Genomic DNA, 18,954 nt, shown 5'->3' with positions numbered 1-18,954 from the left:
CCGTGCCTCATCGCTGCGCCAGCGCGCGCATCTCGGTGTCGTCCAGGGCGAGTCGGTAGCCGCGCTTGATGACGGTCTGGACGAAGCGCTCGTTGCCGAGGGCGGTGCGCAGTCGTCCGATCGCCATCTCGACGGCGTGCTCCTCTCCGCCGTTCGGCAGGGCGTCGACGAGCTCGCGCCGGGACAGCACCTTGCCGGGGTGCTCGGAGAGCTTGCGCAGCAGGGCCATGGGACTGGGCGGGACGGGGCGCAGCTCACCGTTGAGCAGAACGCCCTGTCCGCGCAGTTCCACGTGGTTCCCGCCGATGTCCAGCCGCCGGACCCGCGCGGGCAGGCTCTCGTCGAGCGAACGCACCAGCGAACCGAGCCGGGGGCGTTGCGGGAAGATGACCGGAATCTCGAGTCCTTCCAGCGGAGCGGCGCAGACCGGACCGACGCAGGTGACCAGCACGTGCTGCCGCAGCGAGGCGAGCAGTTCCCGTCGCCGACCGGTCCGCCGCGCGAGGTCGAGCGTGTTCGTCACTGCCGGGGCGCTCGTGAAGACCAGCGCATCGATCCTCCGGGTGAGCACTTCGTCCACCAGCCGGTCGAGCGGGGCTTCGTCGTGCGGTCGGGACCAGCGGTAGGCGGGCACCTCGATGACCTCGGCCCCGGCCGCGCGCAGCTCCGCAGTGAACTCCGGCATCCGCTGTCCGTGCAGCTGGACCGCCACGCGACATCCGGAGAGGTTCTCCCCGCGCAGCCGGGCGAGTATTCCCGAGGTGCTCTCGGACTCCGGAGCCCAGCACTCGGAGAGCCCCGCGGCGCGAACCGCCCCGGTGGCTTTCGGGCCTCTGGCCAGGATCCTCGCCGAGCCGAGCACCCCGGCCAGCTCGGCTCCGAAACCCCAGCCCTCGGCCGCCTCCAACCAGCCCCGGAAACCGATTCCCGTGGTTATCACGACCACGTCCGGTGGATTCCGCAGCAGTGATTCGCTCATCTCGAACAGCTCGCCGTCGTCGGCGAGCGGCAGAATCCTGATGGCCGGGCCGTGGCGCACCTCGGCTCCACGTCGGTGCAGCATGGTCGCCAGTTCCTCGACCCGGCGCGTGGCCGTCGTTCCCACGGTGAACCCGGTCAGCGTGCGCTGTTCCTGCCGTGTCGTGGTCATCGGTTTCGCATCCGTCGAGCAGTCCCCGGCCGTGCACCGGGCGAGGTCATCGGCGGGGGAGTGGAATGGGACTCGCTCATCTCCTCCTCGCGTTCGCGGGACTCGGCGACCATGTTCGTGGTGATCGGTGTCGTGCCGGATTCGGCGTGATTTCCGCCCCGTTAAACGCCCGCCGCACGTGCCCGCTCCGTCCGCGGGACGTCGGTGCGGATGTAGTGCCACCACGTCATCGCTGCGCAGACCAGGAACAGGACGAACACGGACAACAGCGCGGGGGTGAGCGTTCCCGTCGCCTGCAGGGAGAACTTGAAGACCAGGTTGATCAGCACCCCGCCGAAGGCGCCGACCGCGCCGACCACGCCGATCACGGCACCGGAGCGGCGTTTGGCCGCTCGGTGCGCGGTTTCCAGGTCCTCACCGGTGCGCGCCGCGCGCTGCTCGGCCTCCCGGACGAAGACCGGGGGGATCATGCGGTAGGTGGAGCCGTTCCCGATGCCGGTCAGCACGAACAGCAGCACGAACGATCCGAAGAAGACGGCGAAGCTGTCGAGGTGGGTACCCGCAAGCACACCGACCGTGCCCGCTGCCAGACCGAGGAAGTTCCACATGGTGATCCGCGCGCCGCCGATCCGGTCGGAGAACCATCCTCCGAGGGGACGTGCCACCGAACCGATCAGCGCCCCGATGAAGGCGATTCCCATGAAGGAGGAGAAATCGCTGAACGCGATCTCGATCAGGGATGGGAAGGCGAAGGAGAAACCGATGAAAGAGCCGAATGTTCCCACGTAGAGCAGTGCCATGACGGGGGTGTGCCTGCTGCGCACGGCTTCCCGGTAGGAGCCGTTGTCCGGTTTCGCCGCGGTGAGGCTGTTCATGTACCGCCACGAGCACGCTCCGGTGAGAATGATGACCGGCATCCACATGAGCGCGGCGTAGGAGAGGTTGACTCCCGCGCCCAGATGCATGACGAACGGGACGAGCAGCTGGCTCACGGCGACCCCGATGTTGCCTCCCGCCGCGTTGAGGCCGAGGGCCAGACCTTTCCGGTGCTCGGGGAAGAAGAAGGAGATGTTGGTCATCGAGGAGGAGAAGTTGCCCCCTCCGACCCCCATGGCGGCAGCTGTGAGCAGGAAGAACCAGTACGGGGTGTTCTCGGCCGTCACCGCTGCGGCGAGCATCGCGCACGGTATGAGCAGCAGGCAGACGCTGGTGGTGGTCCAGCCTCTGCCGCCGAAACGGGGGACGGCGAAGGTGTAGGGAACGCGCAGCAGGGCCCCGATCAGGTTGGGCAGGATCAGCAACCAGAACTGCTGGCCGACCCCGAAGGAGTAGCCGACCTCGTCCAGCCCGACGACGACTATGCTCATCAGGGTCCACACGTTGAAACCGAGGTGTTCGGCCACGACCGATATGCCCAGATTTTTCCAGGCGATTTTTCTGCCCTTGCTGCGCCAGAAAGCGGGGTCCTCCGGGCGCCAGTCGTTGATCCAGTTCCCGCGTTTCCGCGCGGGGGTGCTCTCTTCTTTCTCCGCGGTCGAGACGCTCACTGCTCATTCCCTTCCGTTCGGTTCGCCTCGGCGAGCCTAGGAAGGGACTTTTGCGTGTTCGATATGTTCCGTGAACGAGGTGTCAAGTTCCGTTCACCGTCCCCCGCCCGGTGCGTGAAGTGCGCTGTCGGCCGTGACGGGGTCGCTTTCGCGCGGGGACGAGCGCCCCGACGTCGGGCGTCTCCGCGCGACGCCGGGGCAGTGCGGTCCGCGAGCCCCGCAGGGCGCGCGGAGCACCGGCCGCTCGTGGTGTTCCCGCGCTGTCGTCTCAGTTCCGCAGCGCCACGGCCGCGGCGGGGGCGAGGGGGAGCTGGGGGAACAGCGTTGCCTGGTAGGCGTGGTAGACGTCCGGTTTGCCGGACCAGACGGAGCGCGAAGGCCGCCCGTCCGGGGTGAGCTCGTGGAGCCAGCTCCCCCGGCCGTGATCGATGTGATGGGTGCGTGCGAAGTCCCAGAAGGTGGCGTACCACTGCTGGTAGTAGGCCTCACCGGTGCGCTGGTGCAGCGCCGCCGCGCTCAGGATCGCCTCGGTGGCCACCCAGTGCATGCGCTCGCGGACCTGCGGGCGGTCCTGCCAGTCGAGCGTGTACACGAAGCCGGGGTGCCCGTCGGCGTGCCAACCGTGCTGTATGCCCGCTTCGAAGAGGTTGCGCGCGTCGGAGATCAGCCAGTTGGGGGCCGCGTCGCCGAGCGAGGCCTCGAGGTGCAGCAGCAAGCGGGCCCACTCCAGCCAGTGGCCGACCGTCGTTCCGTGCGGGCGGAAGGGGTCGTGGGGCCGTGCGCGGTTGTACTCGGGGTCGGGTTCCCAGTCGGGGGTGAAGTGCTCCGGGAGTCGCCACGCGTGGGTGCGGGCGACCTCGTCGATCAGCGTTCCGGCTATCCGCAGCGCTCGCTGGTGCCAGATCCGCTCACCGGTGACGTCGCCCGCGGCGAGCATGGCCTCCACCATGTGCATGTTGCTGTTGGCTCCCCGGTACTGCTCGGTGGAGCCCCACTGCCGGTCCCAGCTTTCCAGGGCGAGTCCTGCCTGCTCGTCCCAGAATCCGCTGTCGACGGTGTGCAGCGCCTCGTCCAGCAGCTCGCGCGCCCCGGGCCTCTCCGCGGCCGCGGCGCTGCTCGCCGCGAGCACGACGAAGGCGTGCTCGTAGGCCCCCTTGGTGGCGTCGGTCGTGCTGGTGAACCAGCCACCGTGCGCTTGGTCCCGGAGCGGCCCGAGCAGGGCCTGCACTCCGTGATCGGCGATTTCCGCCGCAGCCGGTGCGCCGTTGAGGTGGGCCAGGCTGAACACGTGGGTCATTCGGGCCGTGATCCAGGTTTCCACCGGACGTTCGGAGTCCGGGACCCCGGACTCGTCCAACCAGCCGAAACCTCCTCGCGTCATCCGGGACGAGGCGGCGAAGTCGAGCAATCTGCGCCGTTCCGTGTTCAGCCAGTCGCGGTGTTCGGGGGAGTGCGGATCGATCACTGCTGTTCCTCGCGTGGTCGGATGATGTTCGGTTCGCGGGAAGTTCCGGGCCCGCGCGCGCTGCCCCGGGGTGGGGCGGGGCGTGAGCTGAATCGGTACTTCCACCCGACCAACGGACGTTATCGACCTCCGTCCACCCGTGGCGGGCCGGGGCACGGGCAGGGGCAGGCGCGTCGCGGGAGGGCCGACGACGACTCGGCGGAGGTGGTTCGTCGGAGCAGCAGGCACACCTCCGGGTGAAAGTGAAATCTTTGTTCGTTGTGCGCGAGTATTGTCGGAAGGGGTCGGTCGGCTGACAAGCGTTTACCTGTTCGGGTGAGATGAATGCGACGTTACTGATTCGATTCCGAGTTTTCTGATTCGATTCAAGTTGATTGGGTTCGGAATCCTCGGACCGTGTCTGTCACGCTTGACGGTGACTCCGGTCCGGGCGATCACCGGCCGAGAAGGACATGCAGGTACACCCGAAGGAGAGCGCACCGTGTTCAGCGACGACATGCGGTTGATCGCACGAGAGATGGTTGCACCGGGCAAGGGTATTCTCGCGGCCGACGAGAGCACCGGGACGATGGAAAAGCGGTTGCACGCGGTCGGCCTCGATTCCACGGAGGAAGTGCGCCGCCAGTATCGCGAGCTGATCGTGTCCACGCCCGAGCTCGGCAAATCGATCAGTAGCGTGATCCTGTTCGACGAGACGGTCCGGCAGGACTCCTCCTCGGGTGTTCCGCTGCGCAAGGTGGCCGAGGACAACGGAGTGCTGCCCGGGATCAAGGTGGACAAGGGAGCCAAGCCCCTGGCGGGCAGCGACGGGGAGAAGATCACCGAAGGTCTGGACGGACTGCGCGATCGACTTTCCGAGTACGTCGAGCTCGGCATGAACTTCACCAAGTGGCGTGCCGTGCTGGACATCGCCGCCGACCGCCCGAGCGACTACGCGATCCACGCCAACGCGCACGCCCTCGGCCGCTACGCCGCGCTTTCCCAGGAAGCCGGTCTGGTTCCGATGGTCGAGCCCGAGGTGCTGATGGACGGTGACCACTCCCTGGAAGCCGCGGAGGAGGCGACCGTCCGGACGTTGCGCGAGGTCTTCGACGAGCTCGCGAAGCAGCGCGTCGAGCTGGAATCCATGGTGCTCAAGCCGAACATGGTGGTCGCGGGCAAGGACCACCCGCAGCAGCCGAGCTCCGCGGACGTGGCCGAGGCGACGGTCCGCGCGCTCAAGCGCACGGTTCCACCGGCCGTGCCCGGCATCGCCTTCCTGTCCGGGGGGCAGAGCGACGAGGAGGCCACCGTCAACCTCAACGCGATCAACCAGCTCGGTCCGCTGCCCTGGCAGGTGACCTTCTCGTTCGGCCGGGGACTGCTCGCCCCGGCGTTGCAGGAGTGGGTCGGTCGTTCCGAGAAGTTCGACGGTGCCCAACGAGTGTTGGCGCACCGGGCCAAGCTCAACGGCGCCGCCCGCGAGGGCAAGTACGAGTCCGTGCTGGAGCACGCCTGAGCGGACTCGCCCCGCCGGGAGGGGACCCGCCGGAACGGATCCGGCGGGCGCCGCTCACGTGACCCGAGCGGACAGCTCCCGGCACGCGGGGTGAACCGGGCGGGCCCGCCGACGCCGAGCGTCGGCCGGGCCGGCCCGGCCGACGCGTCACCGGGCGGGGTGGTCCAGCTGCTCCACCAGGGCCTCCTCGAGCACGTCGAGTCCCTCGTCCAGCAGCTCGGCCGAGATCACCAGCGGGGGAAGCAGGCGGATCACGTTGCCGTAGGTGCCGCAGGTGAGCACGACGACACCGCGTTCGTGGCAGGTCTTGGCCACCCGCGCGGCCAGTTCTGGGTCGGGATCGCCGCTTCCGGCGCGGACGAACTCGACGCCCAGCATCGCCCCTCGCCCGCGTACTTCGAGGATCCGCTCGGTGCGCTCCGCCAGCGCGCGCAGCCTGGGCAGCGCACGGTGCTGGATGTCCCGCGCGGCTCCGGCGAGGTCCCGCTCGCGCATCGCCCGGATGGCTCCGAGAGCGGCGGCGCAGGAGACCGGGTTGCCGCCGTAGGTGCCGCCCAGGCTTCCCGGGGGCAGTGAGTCCATCACCTCGGCCCGGCCGGTCACCCCCGCCAGCGGCATGCCGCCCGCGATCCCCTTGGCCGTGGTGATCAGATCGGGCACCACCCCCTCGTGCTCGCAGGCGAACCAGTCCCCGGTCCGGCAGAAACCGGTCTGGATCTCATCGGCGACGAAGAGCGCACCGCTTTCGGCGCACCATCGCGACAGCTCCGGCAGGAAACCCTCGGCCGGTTCGACGAACCCGCCCTCGCCCTGCACGGGCTCGACGACCACGGCGGCCACGGAGTCGGCCCCCACCTGCTTCTCGATCCGGTCGATCACCCCGCGGGCCGTTTCGGCTCCGTCCGCGCCGTCCCGCGCCGGGTAGGACATCGGCATGCGGTAGACCTCGCTGGTGAACGGACCGAACCCGTGCTTGTAGGGCACCGATTTGGCCGTCATTGCCATCGTGAGGTTGGTACGCCCGTGGTAGGCGTGGTCGAAGACCACCACGGCCTGCCGCCCGGTGGCCCTGCGAGCGATCTTGACCGCGTTCTCCACCGCCTCCGCCCCGGAGTTGAACAGCACGGTGCGCTTGTCGTGCTCGCCGGGGGTGACCTCGGCCAGTTCCTCGCAGACCTCGAGGTAGTTCTCGTAGGGGGTCACCATGAAGCAGGTGTGGGTGAACTCGCCGGCTTGACCGCGGATCGCGTCGACCACCTCGGGGGCCGCGTTGCCCACGTTGGTCACCGCGATCCCCGAGCCCAGGTCGATCAGCACGTTGCCGTCCACGTCGTGCAGCACGCCTTCCTCCGCTCCCGTGACGTAGACGGGCAGCGCGCTGCCCACACCTGCGGCCACGGTCATCGCGCGGCGCCCCTGCAGCTCACGCGACTTCGGCCCGGGGATCTCGGTGCGCAGCAGTCGTTTCCGCGCGGCGGGCGTCTCCTCGTTGGTGAGTGTGGTCATCGCAGTCTCCGCTCCGTCGTGAAGTGTTCGGGGACAGCTTCGGTGCTATAGCGGTGATACGCAGTGGACACCACGGCCACCAGCGCACGGTTCGATGGACGGTTTGGAGTTGTTGCCGGTGACGTTGACGGTGCGGGACCTCCTCGAGGATCCGGAGCTGGAGCTGACGATTCACGGGAACCGCGGCTTCGCGGACCGGCCGATCTCCTGGGTGCACACCAGCGAGCTGACCGATCCCACCCCTTTCCTCGAGGGCGGGGAGCTGCTGCTGACCACGGGACTGACGCTGCGCGGTCCCGAGTGCGGGGAGTACGTGAACAGGGTCGCTGCGGCCGGGGTGTCCGGGCTCGGTTTCGGGGTGGGGTTCACCCACGGTGAAGTGCCGCGGGAACTGATCGCGGCGGCTGCCGAAGCGGGGCTGCCGCTGGTGGTCGTGCCGCACCGGACACCGTTCATCGCGATCAGCAAGGCGGTCTCACGCGCGCTGGCCGAGGACGAGTACGAGGGAGTCCGGCGGCTCAGCCGAGCTCAACACGAACTGGCCCGAGCGGCCGGGAGCAAGCGGGACCTGGCCCCGCTGATCCGCAAGCTGGCCGGTTTCGTCGAGGGGTGGGTGGCGTTGCTGGACGGTGCGGGAGCGGTGTTGCACGCCGCTCCGACCACGGCAGGAGAATCGGCGCGGGTGCTCGCCGCAGAGGCCGAGCGGCTGCACGGCAGGCAGGGCAGAGGTGCCGTGGAGGTCGAGCTGTCCGAGCAGGTGATCAGCCTGCAGGACCTCGGAGCGGGGAACGGGGCGGTGCTCGCAGTCGGTCGTGCGCGCTCGTTCGGCACGGCCGAACGGCAAGTGATCAACTCGGCTGCCTCCTTGTTGATCCTGGCTCTGCGGCAGACCGAGACGCTGCGCTCCGCGCGGCGGAAACTGCGCACCGGATTCCTGCGGACCCTGTTGGCGGGCGAGCCCGTCTGGGAGGTGCTCGACGACCTGCGGGTCGGATTTCCCACCTCGCCCGTCCGGGTGCTGGCCTTCTCCGGGGAACGCGACCGGGAGGAACTGCTGTACCTGCTCGAGACGGGAAGCTCCGCGGAAACGGTCTACCCGGTCGAGCACGAAGGAACCGTGCTGGCGGTGGTTCCGGCCGAGGGGGCGAGCGCGGAGCTGCTGAGCCGTCGGTGCGGCGCGCGGGTCGGGGTTTCCGAACCGTGCGACTCGAACGGAATCTCGCGTGCCCTGCGCCAGGCGGAGCAGGCCGTGGCCGCGGCCCGCACCGGGGTCGAGGTGGTGCGGTTCGCCGAGCTGGCCGGATGCGGCCTGCTGGAGCTGGTTCCGGCGGATCGAGCGAGCGGGTTCGCCGCGTCCCTGCTGGCCCCGCTGGAGGGCAGTCAGGAGCTGCTCGGCTCGCTGCGCGAGTGGCTGGCCCGGCACGGGCAGTGGGAGCAGGCAGCAGGCGCGCTGGGAGTGCACCGCCACACGCTGCGCAACCGGATCCGCAAGGTGGAGTCACTGCTCGGGCGCGATCTGGATCAACCCGGGGTGCGCGCGGAACTGTGGCTGGCCCTGCGGGTGCTGAACGGGACCGAGCACTGACGCGGAGCCCCCGGCAGGGGAGCGGACTGCCCCCGGGGCGGACGCGGCCGGTGCCTGCCGCGCACCGGTGACCGGTGTCCGGAGGTGTCACTCCCGGCCGGTCCCGTGGTCCGCGTCGTCCTGCTCCTCCGGGGAGCGAGGACGCAACGACTCCGTGGGCAGGAAGTCCTGCCGGTGATCCACCTGGAGGGTGGTGTGCCGGATCTCGTGCCGGTCGCGCAGCAGCCGTTCGACGGCTGTCCTCCGTTCGTGGCAGTCCTGCTCGGCCGACACGAGCACGTGTGCGGACAGGGCGGGGAAGCCGGACGTCACTTCCCACACGTGCAGCTCGTGAACCTCGACCACGCCGGTGATCCCGCGCATCTCCGTTTCCAGCAGCTGCGGGTCGATCCCCCGCGGAGCGGCTTCGAGGAAGACCCGGGCCGAGTCGCGGATGAGCCCGTAGCCCGCTTTGGCCATGAGGGCGGCTACGACGAGCGCGGCGAGCGCGTCCGCGCGCGTCCAGCCGGTCGACAGGACCACGAGCCCGGCCACCGCTGTTGCGAGGAAGGCGTAGAGGTCGTTGAGGATGTGCTGGAAAGCCCCCTCGACGTTGAGGCTCTGCCTGTTGCCCCTGCTGATCAGCCACGTGGCGATCAGGTTGACCACGATCCCCACCAGAGCGGTCACGAGCACGAAGGCGCCCGCCACTTCGGGAGGGGAGACCAGCCGCCGGATTCCCTCGACGAGGAAGTAGCCGACCAGCGCGAACAGCGTTATTCCGTTGATCTGGGCCGAGAGGATCTCGGCTCGCTTGAGACCGAAGGTGTAGGCGCCCCGGGCCGGTGTTCTGGCGAGCCTGCCCGCCACGAGCGCGAGAGCCAGTGCTCCGGCGTCGGTGAGCATGTGACCGGCGTCGGAGATCAGTGCGAGCGAGGAGGCGTACACCCCGACCACGATTTCCACGATCATGAACAGCGCGATCACGGCCAGTGCCGCGCTCAGATACCTCCGATCGGCTTCACGGTCGGCTACGTGTGAGTGGCCGTGTCCGTGTTCGCCCATCCGCGCACCTCTCGCTGCCACCTCGGGGAGCGTGCCGGGGAATTTCCGCGCACGTTGTCGACGGCCTCACCCTAGCGTGCGCGAAATTGCGTCGCAGGAAGCTTGTGCGGCCTTGTGACCGGGAATTTCGGTGCGAACGGAAACGCTTCGGGGCATTTCGGCGCAACTGGAAAGGCAGGGCAGGAGAGGGGAGAACGGATTCCCGGGGAGTTTCCCCGCCCGATTCCGGTGGAAAGCGGTCCCGGGTTCCCGCTTTTCGGCTGGGTGGCAATTCGCCCGGCAGTCGTTCGGACCGGTGCACGAGCTTGTTCGGAAAGCCCTGAGATGTTGCAGGCGCACCGACCTTCCCCGCAGGGGACCGGGGCGGTTGCCCGGGGTGGCCCTCGGCCGAGGACCACCCCGGGCGGGGATCAGAGGTTGTCCAGCTCCTGCTCGGTGAGCAATCGGGAGCGCAGCAGAAAGCGCACCCCGTCCGGGGCTTCCAGCGAGAACCCGCTGCCGCGCCCGGCGACCACGTCTATGGTCAGGTGGGTGTGCTGCCAGTACTCGAACTGCGGCCCGGACATCCACACCTCGATCCGCTCGGGAATACCGACGACGCTCAGGCTCCCGACGTGCACGTCGTTGACTCCCGTGCGGAACTCCCCCTTCGGGTAGCACATCGGTGCGCTGCCGTCACAGCATCCACCGGACTGGTGGAACATGACCGCGCCGTACCGCTGTCGCAGGCTCCGGAGAAGTTCGGCCGCCCGCTCGGTCACGTCCACCCTGCTGTTCTCCCCCGAATCCATCAGAACAGCCCCATGGAGTTCACCGAGTAGCTGACCAGCATGTTCTTGGTCTGTTGGTAGTGATCGAGCATCATCTTGTGGGTTTCCCTGCCGATCCCGGACTGCTTGTAACCGCCGAAGGCGGCGTGCGCCGGGTACGAGTGGTAGTTGTTCACCCAGACGCGTCCGGCCTGGATGTCCCGCGCGGCGCGGTACGCGGTGTTGCCGTTCCGGGACCACACACCGGCGCCCAGGCCGTAGAGCGTGTCGTTGGCGATCTCGACGGCCTCCTCGTAGTCCTCGAAGGAGGTCACCGAGACCACGGGGCCGAAGATCTCCTCCTGGAAGATGCGCTGCCTGTTGTGCCCCTCGAAAACGGTCGGCTCCACGTAGTATCCCCCGCTGAGCTCGCCCCCCGGGTCCGCTCGTCCGCCACCGGTGAGGATCCTGGCGCCTTCCTGCTTGCCGATGTCGATGTAGGCGAGGATCTTCTCGAGCTGGTCGTTGCTGGCCTGGGCCCCGATCCTGGTTTCGGTGTCCAGCGGGTGCCCCGGGGCGTTGCGCTCGGTGCGTTCGACCGCGGCGGCGACGAACTCGTCGTAGATGCCTCGTTGCACCAGGGCGCGGGAGGGGCAGGTGCACACTTCGCCCTGGTTCAACGCGAACAGCGCGAACCCCTCGAGCGCCTTGTCGCGGAAGGCGTCGTCGGCGGCGGTGACGTCGTCGAAGAAGATGTTCGGGCTCTTGCCGCCCAGCTCCACCGTGGCGGGGATGATGTTCTCGCTGGCGTACTGCAGGATCAGCCTGCCGGTGGTGGTCTCGCCGGTGAAGGCGATCTTGTTGATCCGCGGGTTCGAGGCCAGCGGTTTCCCGGCTTCCACCCCGAAACCGTTGACCACGTTGAGCACACCGGCGGGCAGCAGGTCCGCGATCAGCTCCAGCAGCACGTGGATCGAGGCCGGGGTCTGCTCGGCGGGCTTGAGCACCACGGTGTTGCCGCCGGCCAGCGCCGGGGCGAGTTTCCACGTGGCCATCAGCACGGGGAAGTTCCACGGGATGATCTGGCCGACCACCCCCAGGGGTTCGTGGAAGTGGTAGGCGACCGTGTCCTCGTCGATCTGGGAGAGCGTGCCCTCCTGAGCACGCAGAGCTCCGGCGAAGTAGCGGAAGTGGTCGACGGCCAACGGCATGTCGGCCGCCAGCGTTTCCCGCACCGGTTTACCGTTGTCCCAGGACTCGGCCACGGCGAGCTTCTCGAGGTTCTCCTCGATGCGGTCCGCCACGGCCAGCAGCACCTTGGCGCGCTCGGCCGGTGCCGTTCTGCCCCACGACTTGGCGGCCCCTTCGGCCGCATCCACGGCTTTTTCCACGTCGGGGGCCGTGCCGCGGGCCAGTTCCGTGAACACTCGCCCCGTGACGGGAGTCGGATTCTCGAAGTAGTCTCCCCCGGCCGGGGGGACGTACTCGCCGCCGATGAAGTGGTCGTAGCGGGACCTGTACTCGACGACGGATCCGGCGGTTCCCGGAGCTGCGTACTGGGGCATTCCCCCACCTCCGTTCGAACTGTGTCGACTGGTTCGGCCACCGCGGTACGCGGTTTCGCGAGGGGTGGTCGACGTGGGGAATTCTGAGCAGCGCCACGTTGCAACAACGTTTCGCGCGAAAGGCGGTGTCCACGACGGCGGTCGACGCTTGTATGTAACCCGGGCCACCTATCAGTATGATGTCGATCGCATCGATCGACGCGTACGACCGTGAGGACACCGCAAGGCAGGTCGATTGCCCGAACACTTCGCCATGATGAATTTCCCGGAAGTCTCCACCGATCCTCTCGAACGGGCGCGCAGGCTCGAGCGGATCCACGCGGCGACGCTCTCGGAATCGGACGAGGAGGAAACGCCCCGTCCGGTGGTGGCCGCCTCCTGGCAACGCTCCCTGCAGGCCCGAATCGATCCCAACGGCTGGCAACCCCCGATCGTCTTCGCCGCGGACGAGCTCGAGGAGCAGCGCGACGCGCACTCGCTGGCGAGCTGTCTTCCGCTGCTGCGCCGGACGTTGTTGGACGAAGTGGGCGAGTGCGCCCACATCATGATCGTTACCGACGAGACGGGCCACATCCTCTGGCGGGAAGGTCATCCGAGCGTGTGCCGCAAGGCCGACGACGTCCTGCTCAGCGAGGGAACCCGCTGGGCGGAGGAGACCATCGGCACCAACGCCATGGGAACCACGCTGGCCACGGGAACGCCGGTGCAGATCCACTCCGCCGAGCACCTGGTTTGCACGTATCACTCCTGGACCTGCGCGGCCAGCCCGATACGGGACCCGGAGACGGGCGAGGTCATCGGTTCGATAGATCTCAGCGGTCCCCTGCACACCATGCACCCGACGTTGCCCGCGCTGGTCGCGGCCGCCTCCCGGTTGGCGGAGGGGGAGCTCGCCGAGCAGATGCGTCGGCGGCACATGCGGATCGTCGAGCGGGAGATGCCGCGGTTGCGTCCCTCGTCCGGGGAGTCGGTGGCGCTGTTGAGTCCGTACGGTCGGGTCATCGCCTCCGAACCGCGAAACCTCGCGCTCCCCGAAGGGGCGGTTCCGCGGACCTGCGGGGAGGAGTTCGACGCGGGAAACGGCAGGAAGGCGGTGCTCGAGCCCCTGACGGAGGGCTACCTGTTGCGAACCTACCGCGTCTCCGGGGTGAAACAACGCGATTCCGTGCTGCGGTTGCGCTTCACGGGAACGTGGCCCGAGGTGGAGCTGAACGACCGGTCCGTTCGCGTGGGACAGCGCCACGCCGAGCTGCTCGCGGCCCTGACGCTGCGCCCGGAGGGGCTGAACGCCGAGCAGCTCGCGCTGATGGTGCACGGGGAACAGGGCAATCCGGTCACCGTGCGCGCCGAGTTGCACCGACTTCGCGCTCGCCTGGGGAACTCGATCGTGCGCACCAAGCCGTACCGTCTCGGCGTGCGGGTGGAGGCCGATTTCACCGCGGTGCGTTCGCTGCTGCGCGAAGGACGGCCTGCGGCGGCCCTGGAACGCTACGGACAAGGACTGCTTCCCGGCTCGGACGCACCGGTGGTGCGGGCTGAGCGGGACGAGCTGCTGGCCGGGATGCGTGCTGCCGTGCTCGCCGCGCGGGACCCGGAACTGCTGTGGCGCTTCGCCCACACCGATAGCGGGAGGTGGGACGCGGAGGTCCTGGAGCAGCTGCTCGAAACCCTGCCCGTGCGGGACTGGCGTCGTGCCGGAACCAGGACTCGGCTCGATCGGTTGCTCAACGACGAGGAGTGAACGCCGTGCGGAGCGAGGAGAGCGGCGTAGGCGCGCCGCGCGGTTCCGGCGCGGAAGCGGGGCCGTGCGCCTCGTGAGGCGCCGGTCGAGCGTGCCGTTGTTCTCTTCCACCGATCTCCCGGTGCTGCTCCGCGAAGCGCGGCCGGTGATTCCCGCGGCGGTTCTCGGTGAGCGGTTGCGGACGCTGCGTGGTCACTCCCCGTGATCGGCTGCTGCGCGTCCCGCTTGCTCCCGGAGACCGTGCGGCCACGGGCGCCGGTCGATCACGGACGGAGCTCACACGAGTTCTGCTGATTCGACCGCGAACCGCGCAGCCGGGAATAAAACGTCCTTCACGTTCGCTGTGAAGTTGGCAGTCCTGTCAACTTATCGTTCCCGTCCGGAAGGTCGTGATGGAAAAAGTCGCGGAACACAGCACGTCCACCTCGACCAGCGCGGGTGTGTCCGAACCCACCGGTTGGGCACGTGCCCGGATCATCCTCGTCCTCGGGGCTCTGGTTGCCTTGGTTCCCCTGACGATCGACATGTACCTGCCCGCCCTGCCTGCCATCGGCGAAAGCCTCGACGCCAGCTCCTCGGCCACCCAGCTGACACTGACCGGGACTCTGCTGGGCCTGGGGCTGGGCCAACTGGTGATGGGGCCGTTCTCCGATGCCGTCGGTCGGCGGATTCCGCTGATCGTGGGCATAGCCGTGCACGTGGCGGCATCGTTGCTGTGCCTGATCGCCCCCAACGTCCTGGTGCTCGGGATCCTGCGCGTGCTCCAGGGAGCAGGCGGAGCGGCCGGAATGGTCGTCGCCCTCGCCTCGGTCAGCGATCTGTTCAGCGGACGCACCGCGGCGACGACGCTCTCGCGGTTGATGCTGGTCAACGGGGCGGCTCCGATTCTAGCCCCCACTCTGGGCGGCATGATCCTGTTGCAGCTCTCGTGGCGCGGGGTGTTCGCCGTGCTGGCCGTCCTGGGAGTGGTGCTGCTGGTGCTGGCCAGTCTCGCCCTGCGCGAGAGCCTGCCCCCCGAACGGAGGCACAAGGGGGGAATGGGCCCCGTGCTGCGCTCCTACCGGCAGCTGCTGAGCGACGGACAGTTCATGGTGATGATCCTGGTGGCGGCGCTGGGGATGTCGGCGCTGTTCTCCTACATCTCCGGGGCCTCGTTCGTGCTGCAGGAGCAGTACGGGCTGAACCAGCAGCAGTTCGGCGTGGTTTTCGGCCTCGGCGCCCTGATGATCATCGCTTCCACGCAGTTCAACGTGGTCCTGCTGCGCAGGTTCTCCCCGAAGCGCATCGTCTCCGGTGCGCTGGCCGTTGCCACCGTGGCAGGCGCGGTGCTGACCACCGTGGCGCTGCTCGGCCTCGGCGGACTTCCCGGTTTCTTCGTCCCGCTGCTGTTCATGCTGGGAGCGGTCGGTTTCGTACTGCCCAACGCACCGGCGTTGGCGCTGGAACGGCACGGTGACTCCGGCGGTACCGCCGCGGCGCTGTTGGGGGCTTTCCAGTTCGGGCTCGGTGCCCTGATGGCACCGATCGTGGGGCTGCTCGGCAACGACGGTCCTGCCATGGCCATGACCATGACCGCAGGTGTGCTGATCGCGCTGATCGCGCTGACCGTGGTCACCAAGCTCAGCGGTTCCAACCACGCGGACGAGGCAGCCGCCGAAGCCGCCTGAGCGGGGAGCTCTCCGACGGCAGCGCCGAAGCGGGTCGCGTTGCCGGAACCGGGCCCGCGGGTTCGCCCGCGCGTGCTCCGGCGCCTCCCGGCCGCGTGGCCGTTTCTCGCGGGTGGGGCACCCGCTCGCGAGCCCGCGGCGGGGATGCAGCGTACCCGCGAGCCGAACAGCAGCACCAGTGAGTCGAGGAGGGTGTCCGGGCGGTGGTCCGCGCGGACACGAGCGTGGGGCCTCGCCGGTGGAAGGAGACCGGCGAGGCCCCACTCGTACCGGACTGCGAGAACCGGCTCAACGCTCGCGTCCGGCCCCGTCGAGGAGCTCGACCAGCTGGGCCGCGTTGACGTGCGCGTAGTCGCGGTAGCAGTTGTTCAGTACCACGTAGGTGGTGCTGACCGAAGCGGACAACTCGCGCAGGGCCGGGACCCAGGCGGCCAGCTCCTCCTCCGAGTACTTGTAGCCGAAACGTCTCTCCTTGATGCGGCTGTTCCACTCGGTGGATCGCCCGTGGAAGCGAACGACCGCCGGATCGGCGGTGGAGGCGATCACCGGTGGTATCGAGTTGCCGTGTCCCCGGGGTGAGTCGACGACCACGCAGGGCAGGCGGTGCTGGCTCAGGAAGTCCAGCGTTCGTTCCCGCTCGTGCTCCTCCATCCAGGTGTGGTTGCGGAACTCGACGCACACCGGCAGCGGCGCGGCGCGGTCCCGGCACTCGACCAGGTAGCGCCTGTTGTCGGGGCCGCTCGAGAACCAGGGCGGGAACTGGAACAGCACCACGCCCAACTTGCCCGCTTCGTACAACGGGGCCAGCGCGGTGCGGAAACGCCGCCAGAGCTCCTCGACGACGTCCGGATCCAGCTCGTCGAGGGAGACGTTGTCCCGTCGGGACCCGGCCGCCCACCGCAGATTACGGGGGAGCGTGGACGGTTTCGCGGGATGGCGGGTGAACAGCCGGAAAGCCTTGACGTTGAACGTGAAGTCCCCGGGGGTGCGCCTCACCCACAGCTCCGCGGTGCGTTCGGACGGCGGGTGGTAGTAGGTGGAGTCGACCTCCACCAGCGGGAACCTTTCGGCGTAGTGGGCGAGTCTCCTGGCAGGAGTGTCGGTTCCGGGCGGGTACCAGCCCGACTGGAGCAGCCCGCGATCGGTCCAACCCGCGGTGCCGACCAGGATCTCGCCCATGGCCCCAGCATGCCACCACCGTCCCGGATCCGTTTCCCGGCGAGTTCCGGAGGAGAGCGCGGGCGCAGGCGGTCACGGCCGGTTCCCGGTCACTCGGAGTGCAGTCGCCAGTCCCGCAAACCGAGCAGGACCGTGGCCAGCGCGGCCCCGAGAAAGAAACCACCCCCCGCGCCGAGCAGCAGGCACAGCAGAGCGCATCCATAGGAGAAGGCGATCAACACCGTCCTGGGGGTGAGCTTCCCGCGGAACGAGACGTGCGGACTGTTCCCGGTCATGAGCTCGGCGAGATCGGGATCGTCTCCGCTCAGGTGTTGCTCGATCTCGTCCAGGCGGCGCCGTTCGTCCCGGTCGAGCATGCCCCACCTCCCGCCATCGAACCAGTCACCTCCAGCGTCGCTCGCCACGGACGAACGAGGAAGAGCGGCGATTACTCGAATCTGGTATGTGACCGAGTGCCGATCGCTCGGTGGGCAGCGGCGCCTGCTCAGCAGGGCTGGAGAAGTGTTGCGGGGAGCAGCCTGCCGCGTTCACCATGGTGCTACGCGCCGCATTTGCCGGGGTTGAGCCGTGCGGATCGGAAACGTCGACCCTCCGGCCGCGCACACCCGGGATGGCTCGGACCGGCGCGGGGACGAGCGACGCTGCCGATGGGCGCGCGAAGGACCGGTGCCGCCACGTGAGCCTCGGAGCAGCGGAATCCAAGCGGTCGCGCAATTTACCTCTGGAGAAGATCATGATCGCGACGGAGCAATGGGTCGTGACGGTCTACATCGACGAGCGGGACGACAGGACCAGAGCCGAAGCCCGATTGATGAAACGGGGCGAACCGGAGCTTCGCGGCAACGGAATCGCCCACCGGAATCCGCGGGACGTCAACGTCCCCGAGATCGGGGCGGAACTGGCGGCCTCCAGGGCACTGTCCCAGCTCGCTGACCAACTGCTCGACGTCTCCGCGGCGGATGTCGAGCGGTCGACCGGACAACCCGCACATTTCCACAGCTGATGCTCGATGACTTCCGACCCGGACGAGCACGCGGCCTCCGCCGTCCCGGTGGGGGCCGCGATTTCCCGCAGCGGTTTCCGGCAGGGGCGCAGGTAGGCCGCGCCGGGAGAGGGGACTTGCGCGGTCCGTTCAGTGCACGACCGCCACGGGACAGCGCGCGTAGTGCGCCACGGCGTGACTGACCGATCCGAGCAGGCTCGAGCGGATCGGCCCTCGCCCCTGACTGCCCACCACCAACAGGTCGGCCTGCTCCGAGGCCGAGAACAGGGCGTCGGCGGCTCCTTCCGTGGTGACCACTTCGCTGTGCAGGGAGACGTCCGGGTACTGCTCCTTCCACCCGGCCACGGACTCCGTGAGGACCCGTTCGCAGGTGTCGTGCACCTGCTGCCAGTCGAGCTTGCGGCGGGCGGTCGGGGACGTGGTGTACTTGCGAACTTCGTTCCAGGACAGCAGCGCGACCAGTTCCGCCTGATGGCGCGAAGCGAATTCGTAGGCGAAGCCGAGCGCCCGTTCGCTCCCTCGGGAGCCGTCCACACCCACCACCACCCGAGTGAACTGCCGGGGGTCCGTGGTGATTCGTTCTCGTTCGCGCTCACCACGTACCACCACCACAGGAGGACGGGCGGTGCGGACGAGCTCGGCCGAGGTCGAACCGAGCAGCATGCGCCAGGGCTGGGACTGCTCCGGAGGGCCGAGCACCAGCAGGTCGGCCCGGTCCGCCAGCTCCCCGATGATCTTGGCGGGGTGTCCCAGCTTCATGGCGGTCTCCACCCGGAGCTCGGGCAACTCCTCCCTGCACTCGGACACCATCGTGTTCACTTCGTTCTCGCACTCGGTGCGCAGCGGTTCGAACTCCACTGATTCGCTGGGCAGGCGGATTCGGGTGAGCTGCTCCAGCGGTGCGGGAATTGCCCGGACCACCAGCAGCTCCCGGTCCCTGCTGACCGCTTCGAAGGCAGCCCAGCGAACGGTTTCCCGGGAGTGGTCGAGTCCGTCGAACCCGACGACGACTTTGCCGTTCTGCTCTGCGCACATCGCTGCCAACCCTTCGCGCGCCAAGGTGGTGGTTCCCGCCGAACGGCCTGTCCGGTGCGGCTCGCTCCGAGCGGTCCGCCGGTCATGGTAAGCCCGCGCACCGAGGTCGTGGGGCGAATTCCACGCCTGCTCCGGTGTGTCGACCTCTGCGCCCGAGGCTCGGAGAGCGGGGGTGTGACGGAGGGCGGTTCAGCTCGGGGCTCTGCGCCAACCGCCGAAC

At 68.7% G+C, this 18,954-nt stretch carries 15 protein-coding genes; 5 read left to right on the top strand and 10 right to left on the bottom strand.

Annotation, left to right across the window (positions count from 1 at the left end; genetic code table 11):
- Positions 1-7 precede the first annotated feature (7 nt).
- From G9Q41_RS07265 to G9Q41_RS07255, 3 genes are all read right to left on the bottom strand, one after another.
- Positions 8-1,150 (bottom strand): uroporphyrinogen-III synthase, encoded by a 1,143-nt coding sequence (locus G9Q41_RS07265; RefSeq protein WP_165632179.1) that lies wholly within the window; start codon positions 1,148-1,150, stop codon positions 8-10.
- A 161-nt stretch (positions 1,151-1,311) separates the two neighbouring features.
- The gene (locus G9Q41_RS07260) at positions 1,312-2,697 is read right to left on the bottom strand and encodes a nitrate/nitrite transporter (protein ID WP_165632178.1); all 1,386 of its coding nucleotides are present in this window, start codon (positions 2,695-2,697) and stop codon (positions 1,312-1,314) included.
- 268 nt (positions 2,698-2,965) lie between these two features.
- Entirely contained in the window at positions 2,966-4,126 is a 1,161-nt protein-coding gene (locus G9Q41_RS07255; protein WP_207630781.1) for an AGE family epimerase/isomerase, read from the bottom strand.
- 517 nt (positions 4,127-4,643) lie between these two features.
- Between G9Q41_RS07255 and G9Q41_RS07250 the strand changes: the two genes are divergently transcribed.
- The gene (locus tag G9Q41_RS07250) at positions 4,644-5,660 is read left to right on the top strand and encodes a class I fructose-bisphosphate aldolase (RefSeq protein ID WP_092521817.1); all 1,017 of its coding nucleotides are present in this window, start codon (positions 4,644-4,646) and stop codon (positions 5,658-5,660) included.
- A gap of 147 nt (positions 5,661-5,807) precedes the next feature.
- Here G9Q41_RS07250 and gabT read toward each other — a convergent pair whose 3' ends face one another.
- Positions 5,808-7,166, bottom strand: coding sequence for a 4-aminobutyrate--2-oxoglutarate transaminase (gene gabT, locus G9Q41_RS07245; protein WP_165632176.1), 1,359 nt, complete (start codon positions 7,164-7,166; stop codon positions 5,808-5,810).
- A gap of 94 nt (positions 7,167-7,260) precedes the next feature.
- Here gabT and G9Q41_RS07240 point away from each other — a divergent pair, with 94 nt between their 5' ends.
- The gene (locus tag G9Q41_RS07240; protein WP_207630722.1) at positions 7,261-8,751 is read left to right on the top strand and encodes a PucR family transcriptional regulator; all 1,491 of its coding nucleotides are present in this window, start codon (positions 7,261-7,263) and stop codon (positions 8,749-8,751) included.
- Between the two features lie 87 nt (positions 8,752-8,838).
- On the opposite strand, the gene G9Q41_RS07235 is transcribed toward G9Q41_RS07240, so the two are convergent.
- The 3 genes from G9Q41_RS07235 to G9Q41_RS07225 form a co-directional block, all read right to left on the bottom strand.
- Complete coding sequence (locus tag G9Q41_RS07235; RefSeq protein WP_165632175.1) at positions 8,839-9,795, bottom strand: cation diffusion facilitator family transporter; 957 nt, start codon at positions 9,793-9,795, stop codon at positions 8,839-8,841.
- A gap of 410 nt (positions 9,796-10,205) precedes the next feature.
- Positions 10,206-10,586 carry a DUF779 domain-containing protein gene (locus G9Q41_RS07230; RefSeq protein WP_165632174.1) on the bottom strand — a complete coding sequence of 127 codons (381 nt, stop codon included), beginning with the start codon at positions 10,584-10,586 and terminating at the stop codon, positions 10,206-10,208.
- Positions 10,586-12,109, bottom strand: coding sequence for an aldehyde dehydrogenase family protein (locus G9Q41_RS07225; RefSeq protein ID WP_092521813.1), 1,524 nt, complete (start codon positions 12,107-12,109; stop codon positions 10,586-10,588). The genes G9Q41_RS07230 and G9Q41_RS07225 overlap by 1 nt, the downstream gene beginning before the upstream one ends.
- 256 nt (positions 12,110-12,365) lie before the next feature.
- On the opposite strand from G9Q41_RS07225, the gene G9Q41_RS07220 reads away from it, so the two are divergent.
- Together G9Q41_RS07220 and G9Q41_RS07215 are read left to right on the top strand one after the other, a co-directional pair.
- Positions 12,366-13,850: a GAF domain-containing protein gene (locus G9Q41_RS07220; protein ID WP_242687230.1), complete on the top strand. Its 1,485-nt coding sequence runs from the start codon at positions 12,366-12,368 to the stop codon at positions 13,848-13,850.
- 392 nt (positions 13,851-14,242) lie between these two features.
- Complete coding sequence (locus G9Q41_RS07215; RefSeq protein WP_092521811.1) at positions 14,243-15,517, top strand: multidrug effflux MFS transporter; 1,275 nt, start codon at positions 14,243-14,245, stop codon at positions 15,515-15,517.
- Between the two features lie 288 nt (positions 15,518-15,805).
- On the opposite strand, the gene G9Q41_RS07210 is transcribed toward G9Q41_RS07215, so the two are convergent.
- Positions 15,806-16,696, bottom strand: a complete 891-nt coding sequence (locus G9Q41_RS07210; RefSeq protein WP_165632173.1) for a DUF72 domain-containing protein — start codon at positions 16,694-16,696, stop codon at positions 15,806-15,808.
- Between the two features lie 89 nt (positions 16,697-16,785).
- Positions 16,786-17,052 (bottom strand): DUF3040 domain-containing protein, encoded by a 267-nt coding sequence (locus G9Q41_RS07205; protein ID WP_092521809.1) that lies wholly within the window; start codon positions 17,050-17,052, stop codon positions 16,786-16,788.
- Positions 17,053-17,429: 377 nt separating this feature from the next.
- Between G9Q41_RS07205 and G9Q41_RS07200 the strand changes: the two genes are divergently transcribed.
- A complete protein-coding gene (locus G9Q41_RS07200; RefSeq protein ID WP_092521808.1) occupies positions 17,430-17,699 on the top strand; it encodes a DUF1876 domain-containing protein in 270 nt (89 codons plus the stop codon).
- Between the two features lie 129 nt (positions 17,700-17,828).
- Here G9Q41_RS07200 and G9Q41_RS07195 read toward each other — a convergent pair whose 3' ends face one another.
- A complete protein-coding gene (locus G9Q41_RS07195) occupies positions 17,829-18,734 on the bottom strand; it encodes a universal stress protein (protein ID WP_165632172.1) in 906 nt (301 codons plus the stop codon).
- Positions 18,735-18,954 lie beyond the last annotated feature (220 nt).

Origin of the sequence: Actinopolyspora sp. BKK2, assembly GCF_011291845.1 — a bacterium.
GTDB classification, from domain to species: Bacteria; Actinomycetota; Actinomycetes; order Mycobacteriales; family Pseudonocardiaceae; genus Actinopolyspora; species Actinopolyspora saharensis.
Note: the sequence above shows the minus strand (reverse complement) of the source record. Positions and strands in the feature narration are given on the sequence as shown.

What these genes read in the sequence shown, in the direction of transcription:
- G9Q41_RS07265 (WP_165632179.1), bottom strand. Translation starts at nt 1,150, where the DNA reads ATGACCACGACACGGCAGGAACAGCGCACGCTGACCGGGTTCACCGTG.
- gabT (WP_165632176.1), bottom strand. Translation starts at nt 7,166, where the DNA reads ATGACCACACTCACCAACGAGGAGACGCCCGCCGCGCGGAAACGACTG.
- G9Q41_RS07240 (WP_207630722.1), top strand. Translation starts at nt 7,261, where the DNA reads ATGGACGGTTTGGAGTTGTTGCCGGTGACGTTGACGGTGCGGGACCTC.
- G9Q41_RS07235 (WP_165632175.1), bottom strand. Translation starts at nt 9,795, where the DNA reads ATGGGCGAACACGGACACGGCCACTCACACGTAGCCGACCGTGAAGCC.
- G9Q41_RS07230 (WP_165632174.1), bottom strand. Translation starts at nt 10,586, where the DNA reads ATGGATTCGGGGGAGAACAGCAGGGTGGACGTGACCGAGCGGGCGGCC.
- G9Q41_RS07225 (WP_092521813.1), bottom strand. Translation starts at nt 12,109, where the DNA reads ATGCCCCAGTACGCAGCTCCGGGAACCGCCGGATCCGTCGTCGAGTAC.
- G9Q41_RS07220 (WP_242687230.1), top strand. Translation starts at nt 12,366, where the DNA reads ATGAATTTCCCGGAAGTCTCCACCGATCCTCTCGAACGGGCGCGCAGG.
- G9Q41_RS07215 (WP_092521811.1), top strand. Translation starts at nt 14,243, where the DNA reads ATGGAAAAAGTCGCGGAACACAGCACGTCCACCTCGACCAGCGCGGGT.
- G9Q41_RS07210 (WP_165632173.1), bottom strand. Translation starts at nt 16,696, where the DNA reads ATGGGCGAGATCCTGGTCGGCACCGCGGGTTGGACCGATCGCGGGCTG.
- G9Q41_RS07205 (WP_092521809.1), bottom strand. Translation starts at nt 17,052, where the DNA reads ATGCTCGACCGGGACGAACGGCGCCGCCTGGACGAGATCGAGCAACAC.
- G9Q41_RS07200 (WP_092521808.1), top strand. Translation starts at nt 17,430, where the DNA reads ATGATCGCGACGGAGCAATGGGTCGTGACGGTCTACATCGACGAGCGG.
- G9Q41_RS07195 (WP_165632172.1), bottom strand. Translation starts at nt 18,734, where the DNA reads ATGTGCGCAGAGCAGAACGGCAAAGTCGTCGTCGGGTTCGACGGACTC.